Annotated in this window: 21 protein-coding genes and 1 other annotated feature; of the genes, 18 read left to right on the top strand and 3 right to left on the bottom strand. The window is 39.4% G+C overall.

Annotated elements, in window-relative coordinates; genetic code table 11:
- Positions 1–36: 36 nt before the first annotated feature.
- Positions 37–672, top strand: coding sequence for a DUF421 domain-containing protein (locus MHI04_RS15560; RefSeq protein WP_036124431.1), 636 nt, complete (start codon positions 37–39; stop codon positions 670–672).
- Here MHI04_RS15560 and MHI04_RS15555 read toward each other — a convergent pair.
- On the bottom strand, positions 669–2,186 hold the full coding sequence (locus MHI04_RS15555; RefSeq protein WP_036124428.1) for an oligosaccharide flippase family protein: 1,518 nt from the start codon (positions 2,184–2,186) through the stop codon (positions 669–671). The genes MHI04_RS15560 and MHI04_RS15555 overlap by 4 nt on opposite strands.
- A gap of 93 nt (positions 2,187–2,279) precedes the next feature.
- Between MHI04_RS15555 and MHI04_RS15550 the strand changes: the two genes are divergently transcribed.
- Positions 2,280–2,588 (top strand): post-transcriptional regulator, encoded by a 309-nt coding sequence (locus MHI04_RS15550; RefSeq protein ID WP_036124425.1) that lies wholly within the window; start codon positions 2,280–2,282, stop codon positions 2,586–2,588.
- A gap of 347 nt (positions 2,589–2,935) precedes the next feature.
- Positions 2,936–5,203 (top strand): protein translocase subunit SecDF, encoded by a 2,268-nt coding sequence (secDF, locus tag MHI04_RS15545; protein WP_058845299.1) that lies wholly within the window; start codon positions 2,936–2,938, stop codon positions 5,201–5,203.
- Between the two features lie 74 nt (positions 5,204–5,277).
- Here the strand turns inward: secDF and MHI04_RS15540 are convergent, their stop codons facing one another.
- Entirely contained in the window at positions 5,278–6,966 is a 1,689-nt protein-coding gene (locus MHI04_RS15540; protein WP_058845300.1) for a methyl-accepting chemotaxis protein, read from the bottom strand.
- Between the two features lie 322 nt (positions 6,967–7,288).
- Positions 7,289–7,533, top strand: a binding site (T-box leader).
- Between the two features lie 99 nt (positions 7,534–7,632).
- Here MHI04_RS15540 and MHI04_RS15535 point away from each other — a divergent pair.
- From MHI04_RS15535 to MHI04_RS15500, 8 genes are all read left to right on the top strand, one after another.
- Positions 7,633–9,000 (top strand): chorismate-binding protein, encoded by a 1,368-nt coding sequence (locus MHI04_RS15535; RefSeq protein WP_340809270.1) that lies wholly within the window; start codon positions 7,633–7,635, stop codon positions 8,998–9,000.
- The gene (trpD, locus tag MHI04_RS15530; protein WP_089934892.1) at positions 9,000–10,031 is read left to right on the top strand and encodes an anthranilate phosphoribosyltransferase; all 1,032 of its coding nucleotides are present in this window, start codon (positions 9,000–9,002) and stop codon (positions 10,029–10,031) included. Before MHI04_RS15535 ends, trpD begins: the two co-directional genes overlap by 1 nt.
- On the top strand, positions 10,028–10,819 hold the full coding sequence (gene trpC, locus MHI04_RS15525; RefSeq protein WP_342535005.1) for an indole-3-glycerol phosphate synthase TrpC: 792 nt from the start codon (positions 10,028–10,030) through the stop codon (positions 10,817–10,819). The genes trpD and trpC overlap by 4 nt, the downstream gene beginning before the upstream one ends.
- The gene (locus tag MHI04_RS15520; protein ID WP_058845304.1) at positions 10,816–11,430 is read left to right on the top strand and encodes a phosphoribosylanthranilate isomerase; all 615 of its coding nucleotides are present in this window, start codon (positions 10,816–10,818) and stop codon (positions 11,428–11,430) included. The genes trpC and MHI04_RS15520 overlap by 4 nt, the downstream gene beginning before the upstream one ends.
- The gene (gene trpB / locus MHI04_RS15515; protein ID WP_058845305.1) at positions 11,430–12,641 is read left to right on the top strand and encodes a tryptophan synthase subunit beta; all 1,212 of its coding nucleotides are present in this window, start codon (positions 11,430–11,432) and stop codon (positions 12,639–12,641) included. The genes MHI04_RS15520 and trpB overlap by 1 nt, the downstream gene beginning before the upstream one ends.
- Positions 12,638–13,429, top strand: coding sequence for a tryptophan synthase subunit alpha (trpA, locus tag MHI04_RS15510; protein ID WP_342535004.1), 792 nt, complete (start codon positions 12,638–12,640; stop codon positions 13,427–13,429). Before trpB ends, trpA begins: the two co-directional genes overlap by 4 nt.
- Before the next feature lie 164 nt (positions 13,430–13,593).
- Positions 13,594–15,933, top strand: coding sequence for a single-stranded-DNA-specific exonuclease RecJ (gene recJ, locus MHI04_RS15505; protein WP_342535003.1), 2,340 nt, complete (start codon positions 13,594–13,596; stop codon positions 15,931–15,933).
- Positions 15,934–15,946: 13 nt separating this feature from the next.
- Positions 15,947–16,459: an adenine phosphoribosyltransferase gene (locus MHI04_RS15500; RefSeq protein ID WP_036124410.1), complete on the top strand. Its 513-nt coding sequence runs from the start codon at positions 15,947–15,949 to the stop codon at positions 16,457–16,459.
- Positions 16,460–16,909: 450 nt separating this feature from the next.
- Here MHI04_RS15500 and MHI04_RS15495 read toward each other — a convergent pair whose 3' ends face one another.
- On the bottom strand, positions 16,910–17,368 hold the full coding sequence (locus tag MHI04_RS15495; RefSeq protein WP_271910511.1) for a MarR family winged helix-turn-helix transcriptional regulator: 459 nt from the start codon (positions 17,366–17,368) through the stop codon (positions 16,910–16,912).
- Between the two features lie 189 nt (positions 17,369–17,557).
- On the opposite strand from MHI04_RS15495, the gene MHI04_RS15490 reads away from it, so the two are divergent.
- The 7 genes from MHI04_RS15490 (at position 17,558) to MHI04_RS15460 (ending at position 25,475) form a co-directional block, all read left to right on the top strand.
- A complete protein-coding gene (locus MHI04_RS15490) occupies positions 17,558–18,808 on the top strand; it encodes an MFS transporter (protein ID WP_271910509.1) in 1,251 nt (416 codons plus the stop codon).
- Positions 18,809–18,928: 120 nt separating this feature from the next.
- Complete coding sequence (locus MHI04_RS15485) at positions 18,929–20,020, top strand: carbohydrate kinase (protein ID WP_036124406.1); 1,092 nt, start codon at positions 18,929–18,931, stop codon at positions 20,018–20,020.
- A 4-nt stretch (positions 20,021–20,024) separates the two neighbouring features.
- The gene (locus tag MHI04_RS15480) at positions 20,025–20,939 is read left to right on the top strand and encodes a pseudouridine-5'-phosphate glycosidase (RefSeq protein ID WP_058845311.1); all 915 of its coding nucleotides are present in this window, start codon (positions 20,025–20,027) and stop codon (positions 20,937–20,939) included.
- A gap of 204 nt (positions 20,940–21,143) precedes the next feature.
- Positions 21,144–23,339 (top strand): bifunctional (p)ppGpp synthetase/guanosine-3',5'-bis(diphosphate) 3'-pyrophosphohydrolase, encoded by a 2,196-nt coding sequence (locus MHI04_RS15475; RefSeq protein ID WP_036124404.1) that lies wholly within the window; start codon positions 21,144–21,146, stop codon positions 23,337–23,339.
- Between the two features lie 35 nt (positions 23,340–23,374).
- Positions 23,375–23,815 (top strand): D-aminoacyl-tRNA deacylase, encoded by a 441-nt coding sequence (dtd, locus tag MHI04_RS15470; protein WP_036124403.1) that lies wholly within the window; start codon positions 23,375–23,377, stop codon positions 23,813–23,815.
- Positions 23,816–23,886: 71 nt separating this feature from the next.
- The gene (locus tag MHI04_RS15465; protein ID WP_036124402.1) at positions 23,887–24,102 is read left to right on the top strand and encodes a DUF2642 domain-containing protein; all 216 of its coding nucleotides are present in this window, start codon (positions 23,887–23,889) and stop codon (positions 24,100–24,102) included.
- Between the two features lie 272 nt (positions 24,103–24,374).
- Complete coding sequence (locus tag MHI04_RS15460; RefSeq protein WP_342535001.1) at positions 24,375–25,475, top strand: alpha/beta hydrolase; 1,101 nt, start codon at positions 24,375–24,377, stop codon at positions 25,473–25,475.
- Positions 25,476–25,707: the final 232 nt, after the last annotated feature.

The raw sequence follows: 25,707 nt of genomic DNA, 5'->3' as shown, positions 1-25,707 counted from the left end.
TAAGTAAGGTCACTTTGATAGTATGGGGGTGTTTTTATGGAAGAATATTACCATATTATTTTTCGAACTTGTTTTTTATATGTGTTTATTATCATTGTTTTCCGTTTAATGGGTAAACGAGAAGTAGGAGAATTATCAGTCATAGATTTGGTTGTATTTGTATTGATTGCAGAAGTTGCTGCTTTTGCGCTAGATGACTTTAAAAATCCTCTCTTTAATGCCATACTACCTATCATTATTTTGCTCTTTATTCAAATTTTAAGTGCTTACTTATCGTTAAAGTTCAAAAAAATACGAGATTTAGTGGATGGTGACCCAGCTTTATTAGTAAAAGATGGTGTTATTTTAGAGAGTGAGATGCGAAAACACCGCTATAATTTAGATGATTTATGTCAGCAATTACGAGAAAATGGCGTTGCATCAGTGACAGATGTGGCATTTGCCTATTTAGAGCCATCAGGCAATCTTTCCATCTATAAAAAAGATGAAAAAGCTTTCGTGTATCCACTTATTATCGATGGCGATATTCAAGAAAGACATTTATTGACCATGCATAAAGATGTGGATTGGTTAATGGGTGAGCTAGCTAAAAACAATATAACAAACAGTGAAACGGTATTTTTTTGTATTTGGGAAGACCATAAGCTCCACATCCAATTAAAAGAATCTTAAACCTTCTTCGCTAATTTTTTGATGTAGCGGAAATCAGTGATTCGTAACTGATTGGTAAATAATAAAAAAGTAAACAGTAAAAATAATGTAACACCACTGCTCAAAATAAATGGTAGTGATAATATTGGAATAAGAAAATACTGTGCGACACAAACGGCAATAAAGCAACTATAAGGTACGACAAACATTCTGAAGCCAGCACGTAGGTTTTTTCTTTGTCTAACAGTTGCGATATGCAGGAAGGACGTCAGTAAAACACCAAAGCCAATAGCTACGACGGCTCCTTTTTCCTGAATGCCAGGTTGAGAGGCTAGTACAAACATCACAAATAATTTACCGAGTCCACCATAGATGGAGTTCATCATAGCAGCTTTAGCTTCACCAATCGCTTGTAAGATAGAATGGAGTGGGCTTTGAATATAATAAAAATAAAAAATTGGTGCTAAAATTTTAACGTACCCTCGATTTTCTTCTAGATGGAAGAGCTTCATAGCTAATTCATCACCATGTACAAAGAAATACGTAGCAGCAAAGCAGCCTACTAAGGAAGATAATCTTAGGGAGACCGAAATTCGCTCTTGTAACAGCGGGATGTGCTGTCGAGCGACGGCATCACTCACAGCTGGAATTAGTACAATGGATAAGGCTGTTGATACAAAAGCTGGGAACAATAGTAAGGGTACTAAAACACCAGAGATGACACCATATAAAATAGTAGCAGCAGAAGCGGTTAAACCTGCAACTGTCAAAGCTTTTAAAAAGATAATCGGTTCTAAAAACCAAGTGAAAGAACCAAACAGCTTACTGCCCGCAGAGGGAAGGGCAATACGTAGCATGGGTGATGCAGGGTAGCCTTCGATTTTAGTTTTACGCGTCAATAGTCTCTTTTTCGAAACGATATAATGTAGCCATAAATAGAGGAATGCTACAACCTCAGCAAGAAGTGTAATACCCATTGCAGCAGCAGCAGTAACAGCCGCATTATTGTAATTAGCCACATAAGGCAGCATTAACGTAATGAAGCTAATTCGGACAATTTGCTCAATCATTTGAGCCCAAGCAGTTGGGGTAATTTTAGCTACACCCTGTAAATAAGCACGTAATAACCCAGATCCAACGGACACAGGTACAGCAAAGAGTGCAATCCATAGCGTAAATGTTGTCTGTTCATTATGTAAGAGCGTCGTCGAAATATATGGTATTGTGAGTGCAACGAGTGGCATAAAAATGATCATACCTATGAATGACCAAAGAATGGCCGTACGCATGACACCAAAGATGTTTTCGCGCTTATTTTTTGCTAGTAATTCTGCCACGATTTTAGCTACAGCGATAGGTAGTCCAAGTTGAATGAGTGAGATAAAGAAAATAAATGCTGGATAGACGGTCATATAAATGCCGACAGCCTCTTCACCAGCAATACGCATAAATTGCATTCTATAAAAGAAGCCAAAAAGTTTAGATAAAAAAATCACGAACATTAAAAATAATGTACCTCTTACAAAAGAACTCATGCCATCCGTCCCTTCTCAAGCCGCAAAAATTCATTTACACTATTTGTATGCAAACATGTCTTACGTTACGACTTTGATTGGAGATGATTCAAAATGAGTATGCAATATGAGCAACTATTTGAAAAAATCCGTCCGGCAATTGATAGTAAGATGGCAGAATTCAAACATTATCAATATGATGCCATTACGGCGGAAGAACTTTGGCGCTACTGTATTGAAAAAAAATGGCGTAAAAAGAAAATCGAACAGCTACGTTTACATGAGGTGATTGCGACCATTTTTGCGGTATCACCATCTGATATTGTCTCATTTAATCAAGTAGAGTTTTTACAAAGTAATAATTGGTTTGAAGAAGTAGGTATGGAAGAATTACAATTACTGCTTGGTCCAGTTAGAACGTAATCAAGGATGTGTCAAATTATACAATAATTCAAAGAATCCTAAATGTGTTGAATTGACACCAAGCGCAACCTGTTTCATAATAAGTGTGTTGCGCTTTTTTTATTTTGAATAAGTTTTTACTTACATAAGTCTTGAATGCTCTTTTACTTGCATTTGGAAGGCTAGTACCTAATAATACAAAGATAAACTTGCGCGTTATGAACGATTGAATAAGTAGAGCAACCTTTTTGAGGCACAGGTAACACGATTCTAAAGGAAAAGGAGGATTAAACGTTTCAAAAGGTATTGCTAGTTACTTGTTTGGCGTGTAAGGACAGCCCTTACACCAATTCGAGGAGGATTTATTGATGAAACTAAAAAGTCGTATAGTTGCATTCCTATTAATTCTAGTGCTTTTCGCAGCAGGAATTAGTACGACTGTAAACGGCGTCTTAAAGGACATCAAGCTTGGTCTTGACTTACAGGGCGGGTTTGAAGTACTTTACGAGGTAAATGAATTAAAAGATGGTCAAAAAATTACACCTGAAATCGTCACTGCTACGGCAACAGCTCTTGGCAACCGTGTAAATGCTATTGGGGTAAGTGAACCTAGCATTCAAGTTGAGGGAGAAAACCGAATCCGTGTGCAATTAGCAGGTGTTGAAGATCAAGAATCTGCACGTAAGTTATTGTCTACTTCTGCGAATTTAACATTCCGTGATGTTGATGATAATTTATTATTAGATGGAGATGATCTAAAAGAAAATGGAGCAAGTGCTTCCTTTGACCAACAAAATCGCCCAATTGTTTCGCTAAAATTAAAAGATGCGAAAAAATTTGCTGATGTAACAAGTAAGATTGCTGCGAAACCCGCAGGACAAAATTTATTGGTTGTATGGTTAGACTTCGAAGAGGGTGTTGATTCTTATAAAGCGGAATCACAGAAAGCGAAGCCTCGCTATGCATCTGCAGCAACAGTTTCTCAAACATTAAATACAACAGATGTAATGATAAGTGGTAATTTCTCTGTTGAAGAAACAAAAAATCTATCAGGTATTTTAAATGCAGGGGCATTACCTGTTAAACTTGATGAAATTTATTCAACTTCTGTGGGTGCTCAATTTGGTGATGAAGCACTGAAAAGCACTATTTTCGCTGGTATTGTTGGCGTAGTAATCATTTTCTTATTTATGCTATTCTACTATCGTTTACCAGGCTTTATTTCGATCATCACACTTGGTGTATTTACATTCCTAGTACTGGTTGTATTTGATTGGATTAATGCAGTCTTAACGCTTCCTGGTATAGCAGCCATTGTGCTTGGTATAGGAATGGCAGTAGATGCCAATATTTTAGCAGCAGAACGTATTCGAGAAGAATTACGTGTCGGCTACTCGGCGAAGCAAGCCTTCCTACTAGGCTCTAAACAATCTTTATCAGCCATTGTTGATGCACAGCTAACTACATTATTAGCAGCAGGTGTACTATTCTACTTTGGGACAAGCTCTGTTAAAGGATTCGCTACAACATTAATCATTAGTATTTTATTGAGCTTCTTAACAGCAGTGTGGGGCTCACGTGTACTATTAGGTTTACTTGTGAACAGTGGCTATTTCAATAATCCAGCCTGGTATGGTATTGCGAAATCAAAACAACATAGTCTGGATGAAAATATTGGTGCATTAGATTTATCAACGAAATTTGATCGCTTTGACTTTGTACACAATCGTAAGAAATTCTATACATTCTCATTAGCTATTTTAGTGGCTGGTTTAGTTGTTCTTGGTATTTTCCGTCTAAACCTTGGTATTGATTTCTCAAGTGGTACACGTATTCAAATTGAAGCAGATCAAACATTAACAAAAGAAGCAGTGGAAAAATATGTTGATAGCATCGGCTTCCCTTCGGAAGATGTAGTTCTTTCAGGAGAAAAGAGTACCTCAGCGGTTGTACGTTATAAAACCGATTTATCTCAAGCAGATATTTTGAAATTCCAAAAAGAAACAACTGAGGAATATGGTCATAAACCTACTGTAAGTACAGTATCTCCTACTGTTGGTAAGGAACTTGTGAAAAATGCCATTAAGGCATTATCTCTTGCAGCACTAGGTATTATCATTTATGTGGCTATTCGCTTTGAATGGCGCATGGGGGTCGGGGCAATTGTTTCGCTTCTGCATGATGTATTCTTAATTGTTGCTGTGTTTAGTTTCATGCGTTTAGAGGTAGATATTACGTTTATTGCGGCTGTTTTAACAATTGTTGGTTATTCCATTAATGATACAATCGTTACCTTTGACCGTATGCGTGAAAACTTAGATCGATATGATACCATTAATGACCGTGAAGTATTGGCGAATATAGTGAATAAATCGCTACGCCAAACGATGGGACGTTCTGTTAATACAGTGTTAACTGTTATTATCGTTGTTGTATCCCTATTAATTTTTGGTGCACCATCTATTCAAAACTTCTCTATCGCTTTATTGATTGGTTTAATTACAGGTATGTATTCTTCTATCTGTATCGCCGCTCAAATCTGGTATTCATTAAAAATTCGTGAAATGAAAAAATCAGATGGAAAGCTACTCAAGAAAGAGAAAAAACAATGGGGAACTGACGAACCTACAGTATAATTTAGTAAGCAGGGAATAGAAAACGATTCGTTTTCTATTCCCTGCTTTTTTGTAGGCGAGATTGCCGAGTGTATTTATAATTTAAATTGCTGAAGGACTTCTTGGAGCTGTTGCGCATTCTGACTTAATTCCTCAGCAACCGCATTCACTTGCTGCATTGTCGCTACTTGTTCGTCAACAGACTCTGCAATTAGTTGAGAATTGCTAGCCGATTGATTTGAAACATTGGCTGTTTCGGTGACAGAGGCGGCAACCTGCTCGGCACTTGCTGAAATTTCTTCGGATGTGGCAGATATTTCTTCAATTTGTTCTGTAAAGGCTGTAACAGCTGAAGTGATGGAGTAGAAAGCATCTCCTGCCTCGTGAATTTTAGACACGCCGTCCTGTACAGAAGCTAAGCCATGGTCCACTGCATTAGCCACATTGCGCGTATCTGTTAGGATTTCCTTCGTAATGGCAACAATTTGATTAGCAGATTGATTGGATTCCTCTGCTAGTTTACGCACTTCATCAGCTACAACGGCAAAGCCTTTACCATGTTCTCCAGCTCTTGCTGCTTCAATGGCCGCATTGAGTGCAAGTAAATTTGTTTGTTCTGAAATGGCTGTAATGACGGTTGTAATTTGTCCGATTTCTTCCGATTGCTTACTTAGCTTTTGGGTCAATGTGGCAATTTCAGAGGTAGCCACAGAAATGATATTCATTTGTTCTTCCGCTGTTGAAATCGTTGCTCCTCCTGTATGGGCTAGTTGGCGCATACTCTCTGCATTGTGGTGAAGACTATGTGTCGCCTCAGCAATGCGTTGAACACCTGCTGCTGTTTCATCCATTGCCAGAGCACTTTGCTGCGAGGTACGAGCGGAAGAAGTGAGCGATGTTGCGTTTTCTTGAATTCTTTGTGCAATATCATCGGATGTTACCGTTACTTCCTCTGTGCTCGCAGTAAGCTCTTCAGAGACAGCTGATAAATGGGATGCACTGTCTTGAATGTTCGTCATCAGACCAGCTAGACTTTGTTTTAATGTATTGACTGCACCCGCAAGTATGCCAATTTCATCTTTTGTCTGATGGTCAAGCTCAGCGATTGTTAAATCTCCTTGTGCTAATGTGTCTGCTGCTTCAGTGACCTTCCGTAATGGCTGAACAATGGAGTTTTTAACAAAATACATAAAATATATACCAATAATAATACTAGCAATTAGTAGACTAATGGAAATAATAAGAGCACGTGAAACGGTATGATTTACTTCTTGATCGACCTTTTGAAGCTGCTCATCATGATAAGCTAATAAATCAGTTGTTAGCTTGAAGATTTCCTTATTGTATTTTGTGACATCGTTATTTATGTAAGTGAGAGCTAAATCCGTATTGCCACTATTAAACGTCTGCAAGGCTTTCGCTGAAGAGGCTAGTAACTCGTTTTGTAATGCAGTGACTTGTTGCATAATATCTTTTGTATAATCAGAGCGAACAAGACCAGAAAGTTCTTGAACTGTTTCAGGTAAAAGTTTGTGATAACGCTCTAAATTATCCCGAGCTGCTTCATCCTTATTATTTAAAACATAGGAGCGTAAAAATAAACCTTGAGACGCAAGTTGTTGCTGTATATTCTCCGTTAATTGAATTTGAACAATACGATGCTTCAATACTTCCTCTAAATCATTTTGTGTTGTTTTGAATTGAAGAAATGATAAGATGCTTGAAATGAGTAGTAAACAGGTTAAAGAAATGAAGCCTAAATTTAATTTTTTGCGAACGGACATATACGTTCCTACTTTCTATATATTATATGGAAAAAATTATTGTTCTGAAATTACTATAACTTGATATATTTACATGGTCAATACTCAGAAAATATTCAATAGTAAGGAATCCTTTTCCCTTTTAAGGTCTTTTTGAAGGATAATATACCTACATAAAAAGTTCTTACGAAAACATAAATTTCAATCTTTTTCTTCAGAATTAATTGACAATTAAATTGGTTTGGCATAGAATTAAGGCTAACTTTTTGTTCGGTCAAGGTAGAAGGCTTCGGGAGCGAGGTCAGCCTAAGAACAGATGAGCTGAGTTTAGATGAGAATAGCTGAGAAATTGTTGAATAAGAGTAGTAGCATAGGTATGTAATTTAGAGAGTCAGTGGGTGGTGTGAACTGATTTACAGCTTATGTGAATGGACTTATGAGAGTCGCTTTTAAAAGCGAACGTGATTCCCCACGTTATAGGGGTGCTTTGAATGTATGGCTAAAATGAAGCTGGTCATCATAGAAAGCACAAAAGTGAGAGCATATGCTCTAATATGAGGTGGCAACGCGGTCATGATCGTCCTCTGCAATTAGGAATAATCCTTTTTGCAGAGGGCTTTTTTTATTTTGCTTCAGCATTCGTCTAGACATTAGCAAAAGGAATTTTTGAAAAGGAGCTTATAAGCTATGCAAACAACGAGTTCAAGAACAAAAATGAAAACTATCAATGGCGATTCTTTAACACCTATTTTAATTTTCAGACGTTTACAGGGGAAATATAAATTTTTGCTGGAGAGCTCTGCACAGCATGAGGGAGCAGGCAGATTTTCATTTATTGGTGCGAATCCACGAAAAACCTATAAAGGTGTGGGACAAGAAATTCAGGAGATATCCTATAAAACGGGAAAAACATATGTGCATAAAGGGGAGCTTTTTGTCCTCCTTAAACGACTTATGCCACGTATCTCTAATACGACACAATTTCCGTTTTCAGGAGGTGCTGTCGGATATATAGGTCATGGTGGAACGACAATGTTCGCTGACGAGAAAATAGGGCTTCCTGATGCGCACTTCCATGTGTATGAAACGATCATTGTGTTCGATCATTTAACAGATGAAGTGACACTGATTCATACAAATATTGATGCGGAAAAACAGCAACCTGATTTGGAAGTGCTGGCCCAACAATTATTAAATGGTGATGCTTATGACGAAGCAACTTATCATTATCACGCAATAGAAAAGGCAACGGATGAATCCTTTGCAGCAGAGTTACAGGCGATGCAAACCAAGTTAAATGATGACATAACAAGGGTAGTACTGCCTAAGCGTTATGTAGCAAATTTTCAAGGTGATGCGTTTTCCTTATACAGACAGCTACGCAAAAAAAAACCTGCACCCTATATGTATTATGTAGAGTTTGAGGATCACGTTATATTAGGCACTTCTCCTGACAGCCTTATACGAGTGAAGGGGGAGCGAGTGATAGCCACACCAACGGAGGGCACCTATCCACGTGGGGAGACTAAAAGTGAAGACCTAAAAAATGAGCGCACATTATATGAACAAACGGACATTCGAAATTCACATGCAATACTCGTTAGTGCCATTCAGCAAAAATTACAGTCTGTTTGTTTTCGAGACTCTGTTCAGGTCATTGAGGCCATGCGTATTGAAAGGTCAAAACAGGCACTGCACTTGACGTCGAGAGTAGAAGGTCGGCTTTTACCTATGTTGCACGCTTTGGATGTACTGGCAGTAACAATCCCACCATTTTCAGTTACAGAGATTTCTAAGAAGCAGGTGATACGTTACTTAGAAAATGGGTCACACATGGCAGGTATTTTTGGTGATGCTCTTGGCTTTATTGGATTCAATGGCCATTTGGATTTTGCTTTAACAGCGCAATCCATTGTAGTTGAACATGAAACGATGTATATGCAATCCACAATAACAATGACTAAATATACGAATATCCCTAACGTGTTACAGCAAGTGCAAGAGGAAGAGAAAGGTTTTTTACAGTTATTGGTTAACGATGGAGGGCGAAACTGATGGAACAATTACAACGGAAAGTAGTGCAAGGTGAACATCTGATGTATGAGGAAATGCTGAAGGTCGCGCAATGGTTATTTCAGGATGAGACACCTAAAGAGGAAATCGCCAGTTTTTTAACGGCTTTAGCTGTGAAAGGGGAAACAGCACACGAGGTAGCAGCATTAGCAACTATTATGCGTTCTTTTGCACGTGATGTAGCTGTAAAAGAAGACGACTATATGGATAATTGTGGTACGGGTGGAGATGGTCTTCATACCTTCAACATTAGTACAGCCTCTGCTTTTGTACTAGCTGGAGCAGGTGTCAAAATGGCAAAGCATGGGAATCGTAAAATATCTTCATCCTCGGGTAGCTCAGATGTGTTGGAGGCATTAGGTATTCATACAGCTATTTCCATACCTCAAACGATTGAATTGCTAGAGAAAGAAGGAATTGCTTTTATCTATGCACCGAATGTTCATCCAAAATTAAAGCGAATTGGCGAAGTTCGTCGTTCATTAGGAAAACCAACGATTTTTAATCTAGTCGGTCCTTTAACCAATCCAGTACCATTATTTACGCAATTCACAGGTATTAATCGTCCTGATTTTGTCATGGAATATGCCTCAGTCCTACAGATGCTGGGGCGGGAGCGAGCCATTGTTGTTTCAGGTCCTAAGGGGCTTGATGAGGCTTCCTTAGCAGGACAAAATACATTGGTCCTAGTAGATAGAGGAGATTTAATTCCCTTCTCCTTGTCGGCTGAAGATGTTGGTCTTCAAGCAGCACCTTTAGAAGCTATCCGTGGTGGCAATGCAGATGACAATGCGGTCATTATGAAAAAAATATTGGCTGGAGAGCACAGTGCGTACTTAGATACGGTGTTATTAAATACGGGTATTGGCTTATTCGGTTATGGTCAAGCAGAAACCATTAAAGAAGGTGTCGCGATGGCGAAGGAAAGTATTTTTAGTGGGAGAGCATTGAAAAAATTGGAAGCAGTTATTACTTACAGTGAACAAATGAAAGAAGTGGAGGTAGGGCAATGAATATACTCTATAAAATTCTGCAGCAAAAGAAAATTGAGATAGGTGCTTTATTAGAGCAGCCAGATCCTTTAGCAAATTTTACAGAAAAGTCACGACCCTCATTAGTCGAAACATTACGTCAAGCTACAACATTACAGGTCATTGCTGAAATGAAACGTGCTTCGCCCTCCAGGGGGGTCATCGCTGGTGCGGCAGATCCAGTTGCTCAAGCACAGGTCTATGCACAGGCAGGAGCAGCAGCTATTTCTGTTTTAACAGATAAGGCGTTTTTTAAAGGCTCCTTTGAAGATTTAGCGGCAGTTGCTCATGTTGTTGACACGCCTCTTCTTTGTAAGGATTTTATGATAGATCGGGTGCAGATTCGATTTGCGAAGGCAGCAGGTGCCTCTATTATTTTATTAATTGTGGCGGCCTTAACGGATGACGCTTTACGCGACTTATATAGTTATGCAACGGGCTTAGGCCTAGAAGTTTTAGTGGAAGTACACGATACAGAGGAGCTTGAACGTGCTCTTGCAGTAGATGCAAAGTTGATTGGTGTCAATAATCGGGATTTACGTACCTTTGAGGTTAGTCTACAACGGACAAAAGAAATTGCCGAAGTTTTCCCATTCAGTGAGCAACGTGTATTAATTAGTGAAAGTGGTATTTGGTCACAGGAAGATGCCAATCAAGTTGCCACAATGGGAGCTAGTGGCGTTCTTGTAGGGGAGGCATTGATGCGCAGTGAAGACGCGGGGCAAGCACTACAACGTTTACAGGTACTAAAGGAGGCAGCTTCTATATGACAAAAGTCAAAATTTGTGGATTACAAGAACAAGTACATGTCAAAACAGCCATTCATGCTGGCGCAGATGCCATTGGTTTTGTTTTTGCACCAAGTAAACGTCGTGTAACTGTTGAGCAAGCCCAACAGTTAGCGAAGGAGGTGCCACGAGGTGTTTTGAAAATAGGTGTCTTTGTCAATCCCACACCAGCTGAATTAAAGGAAGCGGTAGAGCGCGTGCCTTTAGACTATGTGCAATATCATGGAGAGGAAACGCCAGCATTTATTCAGGAGCAAGGCTACCCAGCCATTAAGGCATTGTCGATACGAGGAAGAGAGGATGTTCAAGCAGCTGTTCATTATCAGGTGGATTATTATTTATTTGATGCGCCTGGAACAGATTTTAAAGGTGGTAGCGGTCATACTTTTGATTGGACGTTACTTGAGGAAGTAGGTATTCCACGAGAGAAATTATTATTAGCGGGTGGTCTCAATGTGGACAATATTGAAGCGGCCATTTTAAGTGTAGCTCCTGTAATGGTGGATGTATCAAGTGGCGTGGAAACAGACGGAGTCAAAGATTCTATAAAAATACAGGCATTTTTGCAGGCAGTAAAGAGGGGGAGCGAATAATGGGAAATTCAATCGCATTTAATGTACCGACTAAGGAAGGTCGTTACGGACAATTTGGTGGACGTTATGTGCCAGAAACATTAATGACAGCTTTACTAGAATTAGAAACAGCTTATGAAGAAGCGATGAAGGATTCAATGTTTACAGAGGAGCTATCCTATTATTTACAGGAGTATGTAGGGCGAGAAACCCCACTCTATTACGCAGAAAATTTAACGAACGCACTTGGAGGAGCTAAGATTTATTTAAAGCGTGAAGATTTAAATCATACAGGTGCACATAAAATTAACAATGCGATTGGGCAGGCGCTTCTTGCCAAACGCATGGGCAAAAAGAAAATTGTTGCTGAAACAGGTGCAGGACAGCATGGTGTGGCAACGGCTACTGCTTGTGCCTTATTAAATCTAGAATGTGTTGTTTTTATGGGTGCGGAAGATATGAAACGTCAGCAGTTAAATGTTTTTCGCATGGAGTTGCTTGGCACAAAGGTTCAATCGGTGGAAAGTGGTTCTAAAACTTTAAAGGATGCTGTGAATGCAGCACTACGCTATTGGGTGACAAATGTTGAGGATACGCATTATATTTTAGGCTCTGCCTTAGGACCTCACCCATTTCCTAAAATCGTTCGAGACTTTCAGCGTGTCATTGGGGTAGAAACGAGAAAGCAAATTTTGCAAAAGGAAGGTCGTTTACCTGATGCTGTTGTGGCTTGTATTGGTGGCGGCAGTAATGCAATTGGTATGTTTCATCCGTTCGTAGATGATGCATCAGTCGCTTTATATGGTGTAGAGGCGGCAGGGAGTGGTCTTGAAACAGGGAAACACGCTGCGGCAATTGCAGGTGGACAATTAGGTGTATTGCATGGTGCCTACATGTATTTATTACAGGATGAAAATGGCTTTGTCCAAGAAGCACATTCGATTTCCGCGGGGTTAGATTATCCGGGAAAAGGGCCAGAACATTGTTATTTACATGATATCGGTCGAGCGCAGTTTGACGCCATCACAGATGCTGAGGCACTAGAAGGCTTACAATTGTTAAGTCGAACAGAGGGGATACTTCCTGCGCTTGAAAGTTCCCATGCTATTGCTTACACAGCAAAACTTGCTAAAACCATGCCGAAAGACCAGATCATTGTAGTGTGCTTGTCTGGTCGCGGAGATAAGGATGTACACACGGTTAGGGCGGTACTAGGAGGAGATGGCAAATGACGACGTTACAACAAGCAATTGAACAAGCAAAGGTAGCAGGAAACAAAGCCTTTATTCCGTATATCATGGCAGGTGATGGAGGGCTAGAAACGATCAAGCCAACCATCCTAACACTACAGCAGCTAGGTGTGACAGCTATTGAAGTAGGTATCCCCTTTACAGACCCTGTTGCAGATGGGCCAACAATTGAGCGGGCAGGAGAACGTGCACTCGCAGCTGGCGTAACATTAACGAAGGTATTGCAAACGCTCACTTCATTTAGAGATGAAATCACGGTACCTCTAGTTGTCATGACTTATTTCAATCCAGTGTTAGCGTATGGCTTAGAGGCTTTTGCAAAAGCCTGTGTAGCTGGGGGCGTTAAGGGAATAATCGTACCAGATGTTCCATTAGAAGAAAGTGCTCTATTACGGGAGGCATTAAACCCATATACCATTGATGTTGTTCAACTTGTCTCTTTAACAAGTCCTCCTGAGCGTATTGCTCATATTGCAGCAGCTAGTCAGGGCTTCGTTTATGCTGTGACTGTGAATGGAATTACAGGGGCAAGGTCCCGTTTTGCTGCAAACTTAGAGCAGCATTTTGCAAGTCTACGTCAAGCAAGTTCAATCCCTGTGCTTGCAGGCTTTGGTATTTCAACACCTGAGCAAGTGAAAAGGATGGGGTCATTGGGAGATGGAGTTATTATTGGTAGTGCTATTGTAACAGCATTGCATGAAGAAGATATGACCACCGTAGCAGCATTAGTGGCCGCTTCAAAAGGTGTATTCGAGAAGTCTACTCTATAGAGTAGGCTTTTTTGCTGCTAGATGGATAGTAAGTTTAAACTGATGGATTAATCAGTAAAAGGGGCGGATAGAAATTTCACATTTATGGATAAAACTATCAATCTAACGGATAGTGCGTATCCAATAGAATTTCGGTATAATAGCTTTCGTAAGGAAGTGAGAAGATGATTCTATCGAAAAAAAGATGGCAGGTGGAGCGTCCAGATGCCACACTTGTACAAGCATTACAAAATGACTTACAACTTTCCGCGATTGCTGCAAAAATTTTAGCAGCACGAGGCTGTGAAACTACGGCTGAAGCAGAAAGCTTATTAAATATGACTGAAGCAAATGTCCATGACCCATTTCTTATGTACGGTATGGCTGAAGCAGTAGCACGAATTGAGCAAGCATTAGAAAATGGGCAGAAGATTTTAGTCTATGGCGATTATGATGCCGATGGTGTCACAAGCACGACTGTTATGCTAAATGTTTTACTAGATCTTGGAGCGGATGTATCCTTTAAAATCCCCAATCGTTTTATTCATGGTTATGGTCCACATGAGGCATTATTTCGTGAAGCATATGAAGAGGGTGTACAGTTAATCATTACAGTAGATAACGGGATATCTGGTATCGAACCTGTTCGAGTGGCTAAAGAGCTTGGCATGGATGTCATTGTGACAGATCACCATGAGCCAGGTGAGGAACTACCGCCAGCAGATATTATTCTTCATCCTCGATTACCAGAAGGTCATTATCCGTTTGGAGAGCTAGCTGGAGTAGGTGTAGCCTTTAAGTTAGCACATGCTTTATATGGTGAACTACCAATTCATTTAATGGAATTGGTGGCGATTGGAACTGTAGCCGATTTAGTTCCTTTAGTGGATGAAAATCGCTATCTCGTGAAGCGAGGTATACAGGAAATGCGTCGTTCCCTTAGTCCATGGGTACAAGCAATGTGTGATATAGCCAGTACAGAGCAGGCAAAAATTACGGAAGAGACAATTGGCTTTTATTTTAGTCCTCGATTAAATGCTGTTGGTCGACTCGGAGAAGCAGCTCCAGGAGTCGAGTTATTAATGGCAGATGATAGTGCTAAAGCAAGCGCATTGGCAAAGCAGCTTAATGCCTGCAATACAGAGCGCAAAGATATTGTGAAAAGCATTACAGATGAGGCCATTGCACTTATTGAATCGGATGAAAAAATCGGCAATTCCTTAGTTCTTGTTGTGGCGGGGGAAGGCTGGAATGCAGGCGTTGTTGGAATAGTTGCCTCACGACTTGTTGAGCAGTACTATCGTCCAACCATTGTCCTTTCACTTGATCCTGAAAAGGGCACAGCAAAGGGTTCCGCTCGAAGCATTGAAGGCTTCCATCTATATAATGAACTAGCTAAAAACCGAGATATTTTACCGCATTTTGGTGGACATCCTATGGCCGCAGGCATGACCTTATCGTTAGAGCATGTGGATGAACTACGTACACGCTTGGATGCACAGGCAAGAGAATGTTTAACAGAGGAGCAATTAACACCAATCGTCCATATTGATATTCCGTTAAGCATCGATGAAGTTTCAGCAGATGCTATTGAAGAAATTTCAGCACTAGGACCATTTGGAACAGATTTTCCAAAGCCTGTTTACGTACTTGAGGATGTTGAAATCTCATCTATGCGTAAAATTGGAGCAGCTGAGAATCATATTAAAATGGAATTAACAAATGGCTATGATAAATTAGATAGTGTCGGCTTTAATAAAGGACATTTACATGATGAATTAACGTATGGCATTAAAGTATCCTTTATAGGCGATTTACAAATTAATGAATGGCAGGGACGTAAAAAAGCCCAATTTATGATCGAGGATGTCCAAACAACGGAATGGCAGCTATTTGATATTCGTGGTATCCGTCAAACTGCGCGTTGGCTTAATACGGTACCGAAGGATGAGGCACAGTTTATTGCCTTTCATCCAGCAACGATGGCGTATTATCAATCATTGATTGGTGCTCCTATTACAGTAGTTGACCCAGCGCTATCCAATGTGGAACAAAGTGATTATATTGTGCTCTTAGATTTGCCACAACAAGTTCAAAGACTAGAAGAGGTGTTACAGAAGACGACACCTTCACGTATTTATGCGCATTTTTATATGCCTGATTCGCAATACTTTAGTGGTTTACCTACTCGTGAGCAATTTTCTTGGTATTATAAATTTTTGAAAAATCGACCAGCCTTTCCGCTTGATATGCATATAGCAGATTTAGCAAAGCATACAGGTTGGCCATTGGATGTATTAAAATTTATGACACAGGTGTTTTTTGAGCTTGGTTTTGTTAAAATGGAGAGTGGACTGACGACTGTCAACGTGAATGCCCCAAAACAAGCACTAACAGAGGCACCGTCTTACAAACAACGTTCAGAACAGATTGAAATGGAGCAAAAGCTTGTCTATGCTCCTTATATAGAATTAAAACAATGGTTTGATGAACGATTAACTAAACGGACGTACAGCGTTTCGTAGGAGGAGCAATAACATGGATTTAAAGCAATATGTTACAACAGTTGAAAACTGGCCGAAAGAGGGCATTAGCTTCAGAGATATTACGACAATTATGGATAATGGACCAGCGTACAAATATGCAACAGACCAAATTGTAGAATATGCAAAAGAAGTAGGAGCTGAAATTGTAGTTGGCCCTGAGGCTCGTGGTTTTATCATCGGTTGCCCAGTTGCCTATGCACTTGAAATTGGCTTTGCACCTGTTCGTAAACCAGGTAAATTACCACGTGAGGTTATTAGTGCAGACTATGGTCTTGAATATGGTCAAGATACATTAACAATGCATCATGATGCGATTAAGCCTGGTCAAAAGGTTTTAATCTGTGATGATTTACTAGCAACGGGTGGGACAGTTGAAGCAACTGTTCGTTTAGTAGAAGAATTAGGTGGTCAGGTAGTAGGCTGTGCCTTCCTAATCGAACTTTTAGAATTAAATGGTCGTGCAAAGCTTGGAGATCTAAATATTAAAACACTTATTCAATATTAAGAGAAAGCGTCTACCATAGTGGGCACTTCAGATTGTAGACAAACTCAAGAAATTACGAGTTTGCCTACAGTCTTTTTCTTTTACAATGAAATAAAGTAAAGCCGATACGGGCCAAGCTGCTTTCCTCACTCCATCCAACTTCTTCCCTATTACTGTTTGATTAACCGTAAACTTTTAAGCTGATGAAAGCTGAAGACGGAAAATTAAATCAATAAACATGAACAATTAGAAATGGTAACGGTTGATCAATTTATATCATTTGAGCGAAAATTAGAGGCTGCTATTTACCCTTTAGTAGAAACGACTTACTAAGCTTATGGATGCCCAAATATTGATCATGCCACTCTATATTTGGTAAGTAATTAGAAGAAAAAATGACAACAGCCATCGAGGTGAACTTTTCGATGGCTGTTGTTTGCAGTTTGAAGCGCTCAATAAAGTAGGTACTTTTTAATCTTCATCATATGCTTGGATGATCTTTTGTATTGTGCGCAAGGTATCATAGAAATCTGCATATTTTTCAACCCCTATATCTTCGATGATTCTATCTTGAATCGTTTGCCAAATGGGTGCGGCTTCATGCAGCTTTTCTAATCCTTTTTCAGTGAGCGTAATCTTTTTAGTGCGCGCATCGCTTGTGTCTCGCTTTAATTCAACATAGCCATGTTGCTTTAATAGATTAATATTACGGGTCACAGTCGTTTGATCAAGTTGTAAAATTTCACCTAAACGGCTAATTGAGACAGTTTGCTGAAGATCGATATGGGCCAGCATGGAATATTGTGTAACCTTTAAACCAGTGGGCTGTAGCAGCTTATCATATAATTGTGTGACAACCCTTGTTTTTTTTCTAAGGTTTGCACAAACACAGATTTGTGTATAATCGATTGTTTTAAGTTGATTCTTCATCGTCAGTACTCCTTTGAGGGGATTCTACTAATTGTAAGTATACACCTAAGAGCTAGAAAAGACTGCTTGACAGCTATAGGAACGATTATTATCATTATACATGTATATACATATAAATGGAATGAAGAGATCGCAAAACATGTATATACATGTTTTGTTATGCATCTCACAAGAAAAGAAGGTGTTAGGATGAAGCGAGTTCATTATAGCTGGTTGATTTTGATTGTCACATTTTTCTCGATTATTGTAGCAGGGATTACAATGTCATCGTCTGGTGTTTTCCTGGATCCCCTCGAAAAAGAATTTCAATGGGATCGCTCAACGATTGCTTTAGCATTTGCTGTAAGTTTATTTTTATATGGCATATCTGGACCATTTATGGCGGCGCTGCTTGAAGTCATTGGCTTAAAGAAAATGATGCTTAGTGCCATGTCTACTTTAATAGTAGGAATGACCTTAACCTTTTGGATGAGCCAATCCTGGCAGTTAATCATTATTTGGGGAGGCATCATTGGGCTTGGTGCGAGCCTTTTTTTAACGGTGCTCAGTCCCTATGTAGCGAATCATTGGTTTGTTAAACGCAGAGGGCTGGCAGTTGGGATTTTAACGGCTAGTACAGCCACAGGTCAATTAATTTTACTGCCAGTGCTAGCCATTATTATTGAACATTATTCTTGGCGATGGGCAATGGGATTAATCCTACTCCTGAGTACCATGATGTTCGTCATGATTGCTATGTTTATTAAAAACAAGCCGCAAGATATTGGTCTAACCCCTTACGGTCATGATGAGATTATAGAAGAGCCGCAAGTACAGCCCAAGAAGAATCCAATTAGTATGGCATTTCTTGGTTTAGCAGAGGCAGTTAAAGTCAAAGCATTTTGGCTCTTAGCAGGCAGCTTTTTCATTTGTGGTCTTTCGACAAGTGGATTAATCGGAACTCACTTTGTGTCATATTGTATTAGCTTTGGCGTTCCGCTAGTAACCGCTGCATCTCTTCTTTCTTTTATGGGGGTGTTTAACTTATTAGGCACGACTGTCTCTGGCTGGCTATCGGATCGCTTTGATAATCGTTGGCTATTATTTTGGTATTACTTGTTAAGGGGAGCTTCTCTCTTGCTACTCCCTTATGCACTCGCTCAAGGCTCCTTTGTTTTATTGACGATTTTCAGCATCTTTTATGGACTCGATTGGATTGCCACAGTACCACCAACTATCAGCATTACACGACAAATTTTTGGGATGCAAAAAAGCAGCATTATTTACGGATGGATATTCGCCTCACATCAGGCAGGAGCGGCAGTTGCTGCGTATGGGGGTGGGTTAATTTATAAATTTTTCAATTCCTACACATGGGCTTTTTTCCTTGCTGGCCTATTCTGTGCATTGGCAAGCTTATTCGTTATCATTGTAAAAAAACAAACGCCTCAGCAAGGATAAACAGTCGACTAAAAAAGTTGAACCTCGACAGAAAGAGGTTCAACTTTTTTTATCAATATTAGTTTGACATTTAACAAACAAAAGTTTACAATGTAAACAAATATAATAAAAGGTGATGCTATGAATGAAAGAGAACAGGCGGTGCTTGCTTTAATTCGCCAAAACCCGTTTATGTCTCAGCAAGAGATGGCAGATACAATGAATCTGTCCCGTCCCGTGCTTGCTAATTTAGTGTCTAGTTTAACAAAGCAAGGAAAAATTGTAGGTCGTGCTTATATTTTACCCGAGGAAAATGAAATTATTTGCATCGGGGGAGCTAATTTAGACCGAAAATTCCATGTGAAGGGCAATGTTCAATTTGGAACATCTAACCCTGCCAGCTCTTCTTTTAGTGTAGGTGGAGTTGGTCGAAATATTGCTGAAAACTTAGGCAGATTAAACCATCAAGTGACGTTATTAACAACGGCTGGTAAAGATGCTGATTGGCAAGTGATCCAAGAAGCTTCGGAATCCTTTATGAATCTACGTTATGTGGAGCAGCTAGCTGAGGCTTCTACGGGTTCCTATACAGCTATTATGGATGAACAAGGTGAGCTAGCATTAGCTGTAGCCAATATGGAGGTTTATGACCTGCTGTTACCGAGTTTGTTGAAAAAGCATGAAACAATGCTAGTGAATGCTGGTTGCTTTATTTTGGATTTAAATTGCCCGAAAGAAACAGTGGCGTATATCCAGCAAGTAGCCATTGCTCGTGCCATTCCATTAGTCATTGTGCCAGTATCTTCGCCAAAAATGAATCGACTACCTGAAACATTACAAGGTGTAACTTGGTTTATTTGTAACACGGATGAAGCAGAAACAATTGTTGGACATAAAATTGAAAACGCTACCCATTATGAAAAAGCATTACAACAGCTCTTACAACTAGGTGCTGAACATGTCATTATCACAGCTGGTAGCAAGGGTGTTTATGCAGCATCTACGACGATCGCACCTCGTCATTTCGCTGCGAAAGTGATCAACAAAATTGAAGATGTTACAGGAGCAGGAGATGCGTTTGTCAGCGCTGTGATACACAGTTGGTTGACAGGTCAATCTTTTGAGACATGTATTGATGCGGGGTTAACAAATGCTAAAAATACATTGGCATCTCCTTATACAGTAAGACCTGAATTATCAGTAGATTTGTTAAAAAATGAAATGGAGGAATAACAACATGAAAGAATTCATCGTATTATCAGAAGAAGTAAAAGCAGGACAAGCAAAAGGTCTACCAATCGTGGCATTAGAATCTACAATCATTTCACACGGTATGCCATATCCACAAAATGTGAAAACTGCGCGTGAAGTTGAGCAAATTATTCGCGATAATGGTGCAGTACCTGCAACCATTGCCTTAATAGATGGCAAAATCAAAATCGGTTTATCAGATGAAGAGCTAGAGATGTTTGGAAATTCACAAGGCGTTGCAAAAGCTTCACGTCGTGACTTAGGCTACTTACTTGCAACAAAAAAATTAGGTGCGACAACAGTTGCAGCTACAATGATCTGTGCTGAACTTGCAGACATTGAAATCTTTGTAACAGGTGGTATTGGTGGTGTACACCGTGGTGCTGAAACAACAATGGATGTCTCTGCTGACTTAGAAGAATTAGCACAAACTAATGTGGCTGTTATTTGCGCGGGTGCAAAATCTATTCTAGATATTGGTCTTACATTAGAATACCTTGAAACAAAAGGGGTACCAGTAGTTGGTTATGGTACAGATGAATTACCAGCATTCTACACACGTCAAAGTGGTTTCGATGTCAACTTCCAGCTTGATACACCAGAGGAGATTGCAGCAATGCTATCTGCGAAATGGCAATTAGGGTTAAAAGGTGGCGCTGTCATTGCCAACCCAATTCCAGAAGCTGAAGCATTAGATCATACATTTATTACAAACATTATTGAAAAAGCTTTAGCTGAAGCTGAAGAGAATGGTATTCAAGGTAAAAACGTTACACCATTCTTACTTGGTAAAGTAAAAGAATTAACAGAAGGTAAAAGTCTTGATGCGAACATTGCATTAGTGAAAAACAATGCAGTCGTTGGCGCAAAAATTGCTGTTGCCTACAATCAATTACACTAATCATTTGTCGAAACAAGAACCCTTTGTGACATCCTGTCGCAAAGGGTCTTTTTCATTAAAAAGAAGAATATTTTTTCCATTTTTCGAACTGTTCACGAGATTAACTAAACTAAATGACACAGTCTCTTTACAATAGGCTACAAAATTTTATACAATTAAGTTTATATCTAATCTGAAAAATTTGACGAGCAAGGTGGACATGTTATGGCGAAAGAGCAAATTTTGACTCCTGAGGACGTTTTTGAGTTAGTCAAATCCTACATGAATGATGAAAATGTCACATTCGTGAAAAAAGCATATGAATTAGCAAGGGATGCCCATATTGAGCAATTCCGTAGCTCTGGTGAACCTTATATCATTCACCCAGTACAAGTGGCAGGTATTCTAGCTGAATTACAAATGGACCCGGAAACAGTAGCGGCAGGTTTTTTACATGATGTTGTCGAAGATACGGATTTTACGCGGGATGATTTGGTACGGGAATTTGGCGAAGAAGTAGCCGTGCTTGTTGATGGTGTGACAAAGCTAGGGAAAATTAAATATTTATCAAAAGAGGCGCAGCAAGCAGAGAATCATCGAAAAATGTTTGTAGCTATGGCACAGGATATTCGTGTCATCTTAATTAAGCTAGCAGACCGTCTCCATAATATGCGTACGTTAAAGCATTTACCTGCTGAAAAGCAGCGACGTATATCGAAAGAGACGCTAGAAATTTTTGCACCACTTGCACATCGTCTGGGAATCTCGACTGTAAAATGGGAGCTTGAAGATACAGCACTTCGCTATTTAAACCCACAACAATATTATCGTATTGTCAGTTTGATGAAGAAAAAGCGTGATGAGCGTGAGGCTTATTTAGAGAATGTCATGGCTGAGATGAAGTCACAGCTTAATGAGGTTGAAATTGAAGCAGATATCTATGGTCGTCCAAAGCATATTTACAGTATTTATCGAAAAATGGTGCTCCAAAAGAAACAATTTAATGAAATTTATGATTTATTAGCCATACGTGTACTTGTCGATAGTATTAAAGATTGCTATGCGGTTTTAGGGATTGTGCATACACTCTGGAAACCGATGCCAGGGCGCTTTAAAGACTATATTGCCATGCCAAAACAAAACCTGTATCAGTCCTTACACACGACCGTTATTGGACCCTATGGTGATCCATTAGAGGTTCAGATTCGTACGAAGGAAATGCACAAAATTGCAGAGTACGGGATTGCGGCACACTGGGCGTATAAAGAGGGCAAAAATGTTGATCATCAAAAGCAAAATGTCGATCAAAAATTAACATGGTTCCGTGAGATTTTAGAATTTCAAAATGAATCTTCTAATGCAGAAGAATTTATGGAATCCTTAAAATTCGATTTATTTTCTGATATGGTCTACGTATTTACACCTGAAGGCGATGTCATCGAATTGCCGGCGGGTTCTGTGCCCATCGATTTTGCCTATCGTGTCCATTCAGAGGTCGGAAATCGTACGATTGGGGCAAAAGTCAATGGGAAAATGGTGCCGCTTGATACACCACTGAAAACCGGCGATATCATTGAAATTTTAACATCTAAGCAATCCTTTGGTCCGAGCCGCGATTGGCTAAAAATAGCACAATCCTCACAGGCGAAAAATAAGATTAAGCAATTCTTTAAACGACATTTACGTGAAGAGAATATCATCAAAGGGAAAGAAATGATTGAAAAGGAAATTCGTGCTCAGGATTTCGATTTAAAGGAAACGATGTCATCAGAAAACCTCAAACGTGTATGTGATAAATTCAACTATACGAATGAGGAGGACTTGTATGCAGCAGTAGGGGTGAATGGCATTACTGCACAGCAAGTGGTTAATCGTTTAGCGGAAAAACGTCGTAAAGAGCGTGAGCAGGAAGAAGCTTTAGAGAAAATCGAACAAAAAATGAAAAATCCAATTCCGCAAAAACGAACGGAATCGGGTGTCATCGTCAAGGGCATTGATAATATGCTTATTCGACTTTCTCGTTGTTGTACGCCTGTACCTGGTGATGAGATTGTAGGCTTTATTACAAAAGGTAGAGGTGTTTCTGTACACCGTGCAGACTGTCCAAATATTCAAATTGAGGATGAGCAAGAACGTTTAATTGAAGTGGAATGGGAGCATGGAATCATCCCTGAGAAAAAAGAATATCCAGTGGATATCGAAGTGTCAGCCTTTGATCGACCTGGTATTTTAAATGAAATTATGCAAATTGTTAGTGAAACAAAAACAAATATTTTAGCAGTCAGTGGTCGTGCTGATCGTGATAAAATGGCAACAATTCATTTAACGATTTCCATTTCAAACATTTCACATTTGCATAAGGTTGTTGAGCGGATTAAACAAACACCTGATATTTATTCGGTGCAGCGTGTCATCAATTAATGATTGGCAACAACATAGAATTGGGGTTTTAATGCATGAAAGTAGTATTACAGCGCAGTAAAGCTGCTTCTGTAACGGTTGACGGAACTGTCACAGGAGCGATTGATAATGGCTATGTTCTTCTAGTAGGTATTACACATGAGGATACACATGAGGATGTCGCTTATTTAGCGAAAAAAGTAGCTAATTTACGCCTTTGGGAAGATGCGGAAGGAAAAATGAATCATTCGATCCTAGAGCATGGAGGCGCAATTTTATCCGTCTCACAATTTACATTGTATGGGGATGCAAAAAAGGGAAATCGTCCTAGTTTCATCAGTGCAGCTAGACCAGAAGTAGCCGAACCGCTGTGGGAAGCTTTTAATCAAGCATTGCGTGAGCTCGGCTTACATGTGGAAACAGGTATTTTTGGTGCAATGATGGATGTTGCACTAATCAACGATGGTCCAGTAACAATACTTCTAGAATCAAAATAATGGAACATTTCCTATAAATCCTTCATATACTAATGAGTATGGTTAGTTTTATAGGAAGGAGTGTCTTGAACTTGACGCAGATAGGGAGTAGATCTAATCCATATTTATACGAAACACTTAACATGATGATTGGCCAGGCAGTAGTGGTGCAAACAGAAAAAACGATGCAAAAAGGTATTTTATTATCCATACTACCTGACCATATGATCCTTGAGATGAATCGTACCCCTTTCTTCATTCGAATGGAGGAAATTGTATGGGTTACATTGGAAACTACAAAAAATTGATGAAGTACGAACCTTCGAATCATAAAAGATGATAGAAGGTTCTTTTTTATATTTTAAGGTATAATGAGCAAATTTAATTATTAGAATATGGAGTTTATATTGGTTTGAGGGCAGAAGCAGGGATCGTTCATGGAGAAAGACACTTTTGGTATGTCTCTTGTGAAATCGGTCATAAAGCGACTAGAATTATACTCAACTAAGAAACAAGTAGGAATGGCTGCTAATATACTATTTAATACTGTCATGAATAGGTTTAAAGGAGGTTATATATTATGAACATAATGAAGAAAATAGCCAAGATAGTGGGAATAATTCTAGCTATTTTCGCTTTGTTTATAGGGGGTGGATACGCTATTCTTGAGATTAATCCATTTGGGAATAAACTAGGCAAGCCAGTTGCGGATATTGAGCACAAGGTTGAAATTTGGGGAGAAGAAGTTGCAGGAAATCATTCTGGAAGTAAGCTAGACGATATGAATATTAAGGGTAATCCTAACAGACTCTTAGCGACATTCAAATTTTCTACTAGTATTGTGGGAGAAGAATATAAAGACAATGAAGCTGCAATTGATACCTTTACATATGTCCATGAAATTGTAGGAGGCTATGAAAAATCTACCTATGAAGATGAACCATATCTGATTCCTTATACGAGGCCAAACAGTGACAGTGCCATCATTATTATTCCAGGAGGTGGCTATGGCTTTAAGGAAATGGATGGTGGAACTGCTGAAGGAAAAGAAGTAGCTGAATCATTAAATAAGGCAGGTATCAATGCATTCGTTCTACACTATCGTTCTAACCCATATGAATGGCCTATTCCCCAATTGGATGTTCAGCGGGCTGTCCGTTATCTACGTTATCATGCAAATGATTATGGTATTCATCCAGATAAAATTGGATTAATCGGTTTTAGCGCGGGTGGTTTTCAAACCGGTAGCTTTATTAATCTCATTCAGGGGAAAAATCTGTTTCCTAATAGTTATCAGCTTGATGACATCGATGCAGTCGATGATAAAGTAGTCTCTGCAGCTATGATTTATCCAGCATTGACCTATCGCTATAATGTGCCTATGCTCTTTGCTTCTTTTAAAGATGAAGATGTAAGAAGTCCAGAAGTGCGTGAAGAGCTTTTGAATCAGACAGATTTATCTAAACATTTTAGCACAGCAAATATACCTCAGTTTATTGCTTATGGGACGAATGATTTAGCTGTTGGGGTAAAAGGGCCACAAGAATATATTCAATCTGCACGAGTAGCAGATGCGGATATTACTGAAATTGTAGTAGAAGGTCAGAATCATGGCTTTAAGCAGGAACACTATATGAGAGAGTTTCTTGAATGGGTAAAAAAGGTTTTCAATTCCTTATAATGTGTCTTTTTTACTTTTGTTAATTGTAACTTGTGGAAGCAGAATCAATAATGCAAGCGATATAATTAGTATATACACATGCATGGGCTACTTGCTTTCCTGTGGGCGAGCGCCTAACCGCTTCCACTCCGTGCAGGGGTTGGATACGTTAATGTTTTACTAAATATTGGAAATTAAAGAGGGAGAAAAATGACAAAAGCCATCGAGAGCGACTTCTCGATGGCCTTTGTAT

Source organism: Lysinibacillus sp. FSL K6-1151 (genome assembly GCF_038630755.1).
Classification (GTDB): Bacteria; Bacillota; Bacilli; order Bacillales_A; family Planococcaceae; genus Lysinibacillus; species Lysinibacillus fusiformis_D.
The sequence above is the reverse complement of the archived record's forward strand: the minus strand, read 5'-3'. Positions and strand labels throughout refer to the sequence as shown.

Bases quoted from the DNA above. Each gene is read 5' to 3' on its own strand.
- MHI04_RS15560 (WP_036124431.1), top strand. From the start codon at position 37: ATGGAAGAATATTACCATATTATTTTTCGAACTTGTTTTTTATATGTG.
- MHI04_RS15555 (WP_036124428.1), bottom strand. From the start codon at position 2,186: ATGAGTTCTTTTGTAAGAGGTACATTATTTTTAATGTTCGTGATTTTT.
- MHI04_RS15550 (WP_036124425.1), top strand. From the start codon at position 2,280: ATGAGTATGCAATATGAGCAACTATTTGAAAAAATCCGTCCGGCAATT.
- secDF (WP_058845299.1), top strand. From the start codon at position 2,936: ATGAAACTAAAAAGTCGTATAGTTGCATTCCTATTAATTCTAGTGCTT.
- MHI04_RS15540 (WP_058845300.1), bottom strand. From the start codon at position 6,966: ATGTCCGTTCGCAAAAAATTAAATTTAGGCTTCATTTCTTTAACCTGT.
- MHI04_RS15535 (WP_340809270.1), top strand. From the start codon at position 7,633: ATGCAAACAACGAGTTCAAGAACAAAAATGAAAACTATCAATGGCGAT.
- trpD (WP_089934892.1), top strand. From the start codon at position 9,000: ATGGAACAATTACAACGGAAAGTAGTGCAAGGTGAACATCTGATGTAT.
- trpC (WP_342535005.1), top strand. From the start codon at position 10,028: ATGAATATACTCTATAAAATTCTGCAGCAAAAGAAAATTGAGATAGGT.
- MHI04_RS15520 (WP_058845304.1), top strand. From the start codon at position 10,816: ATGACAAAAGTCAAAATTTGTGGATTACAAGAACAAGTACATGTCAAA.
- trpB (WP_058845305.1), top strand. From the start codon at position 11,430: ATGGGAAATTCAATCGCATTTAATGTACCGACTAAGGAAGGTCGTTAC.
- trpA (WP_342535004.1), top strand. From the start codon at position 12,638: ATGACGACGTTACAACAAGCAATTGAACAAGCAAAGGTAGCAGGAAAC.
- recJ (WP_342535003.1), top strand. From the start codon at position 13,594: ATGATTCTATCGAAAAAAAGATGGCAGGTGGAGCGTCCAGATGCCACA.
- MHI04_RS15500 (WP_036124410.1), top strand. From the start codon at position 15,947: ATGGATTTAAAGCAATATGTTACAACAGTTGAAAACTGGCCGAAAGAG.
- MHI04_RS15495 (WP_271910511.1), bottom strand. From the start codon at position 17,368: ATGAAGAATCAACTTAAAACAATCGATTATACACAAATCTGTGTTTGT.
- MHI04_RS15490 (WP_271910509.1), top strand. From the start codon at position 17,558: ATGAAGCGAGTTCATTATAGCTGGTTGATTTTGATTGTCACATTTTTC.
- MHI04_RS15485 (WP_036124406.1), top strand. From the start codon at position 18,929: ATGAATGAAAGAGAACAGGCGGTGCTTGCTTTAATTCGCCAAAACCCG.
- MHI04_RS15480 (WP_058845311.1), top strand. From the start codon at position 20,025: ATGAAAGAATTCATCGTATTATCAGAAGAAGTAAAAGCAGGACAAGCA.
- MHI04_RS15475 (WP_036124404.1), top strand. From the start codon at position 21,144: ATGGCGAAAGAGCAAATTTTGACTCCTGAGGACGTTTTTGAGTTAGTC.
- dtd (WP_036124403.1), top strand. From the start codon at position 23,375: ATGAAAGTAGTATTACAGCGCAGTAAAGCTGCTTCTGTAACGGTTGAC.
- MHI04_RS15460 (WP_342535001.1), top strand. From the start codon at position 24,375: ATGAACATAATGAAGAAAATAGCCAAGATAGTGGGAATAATTCTAGCT.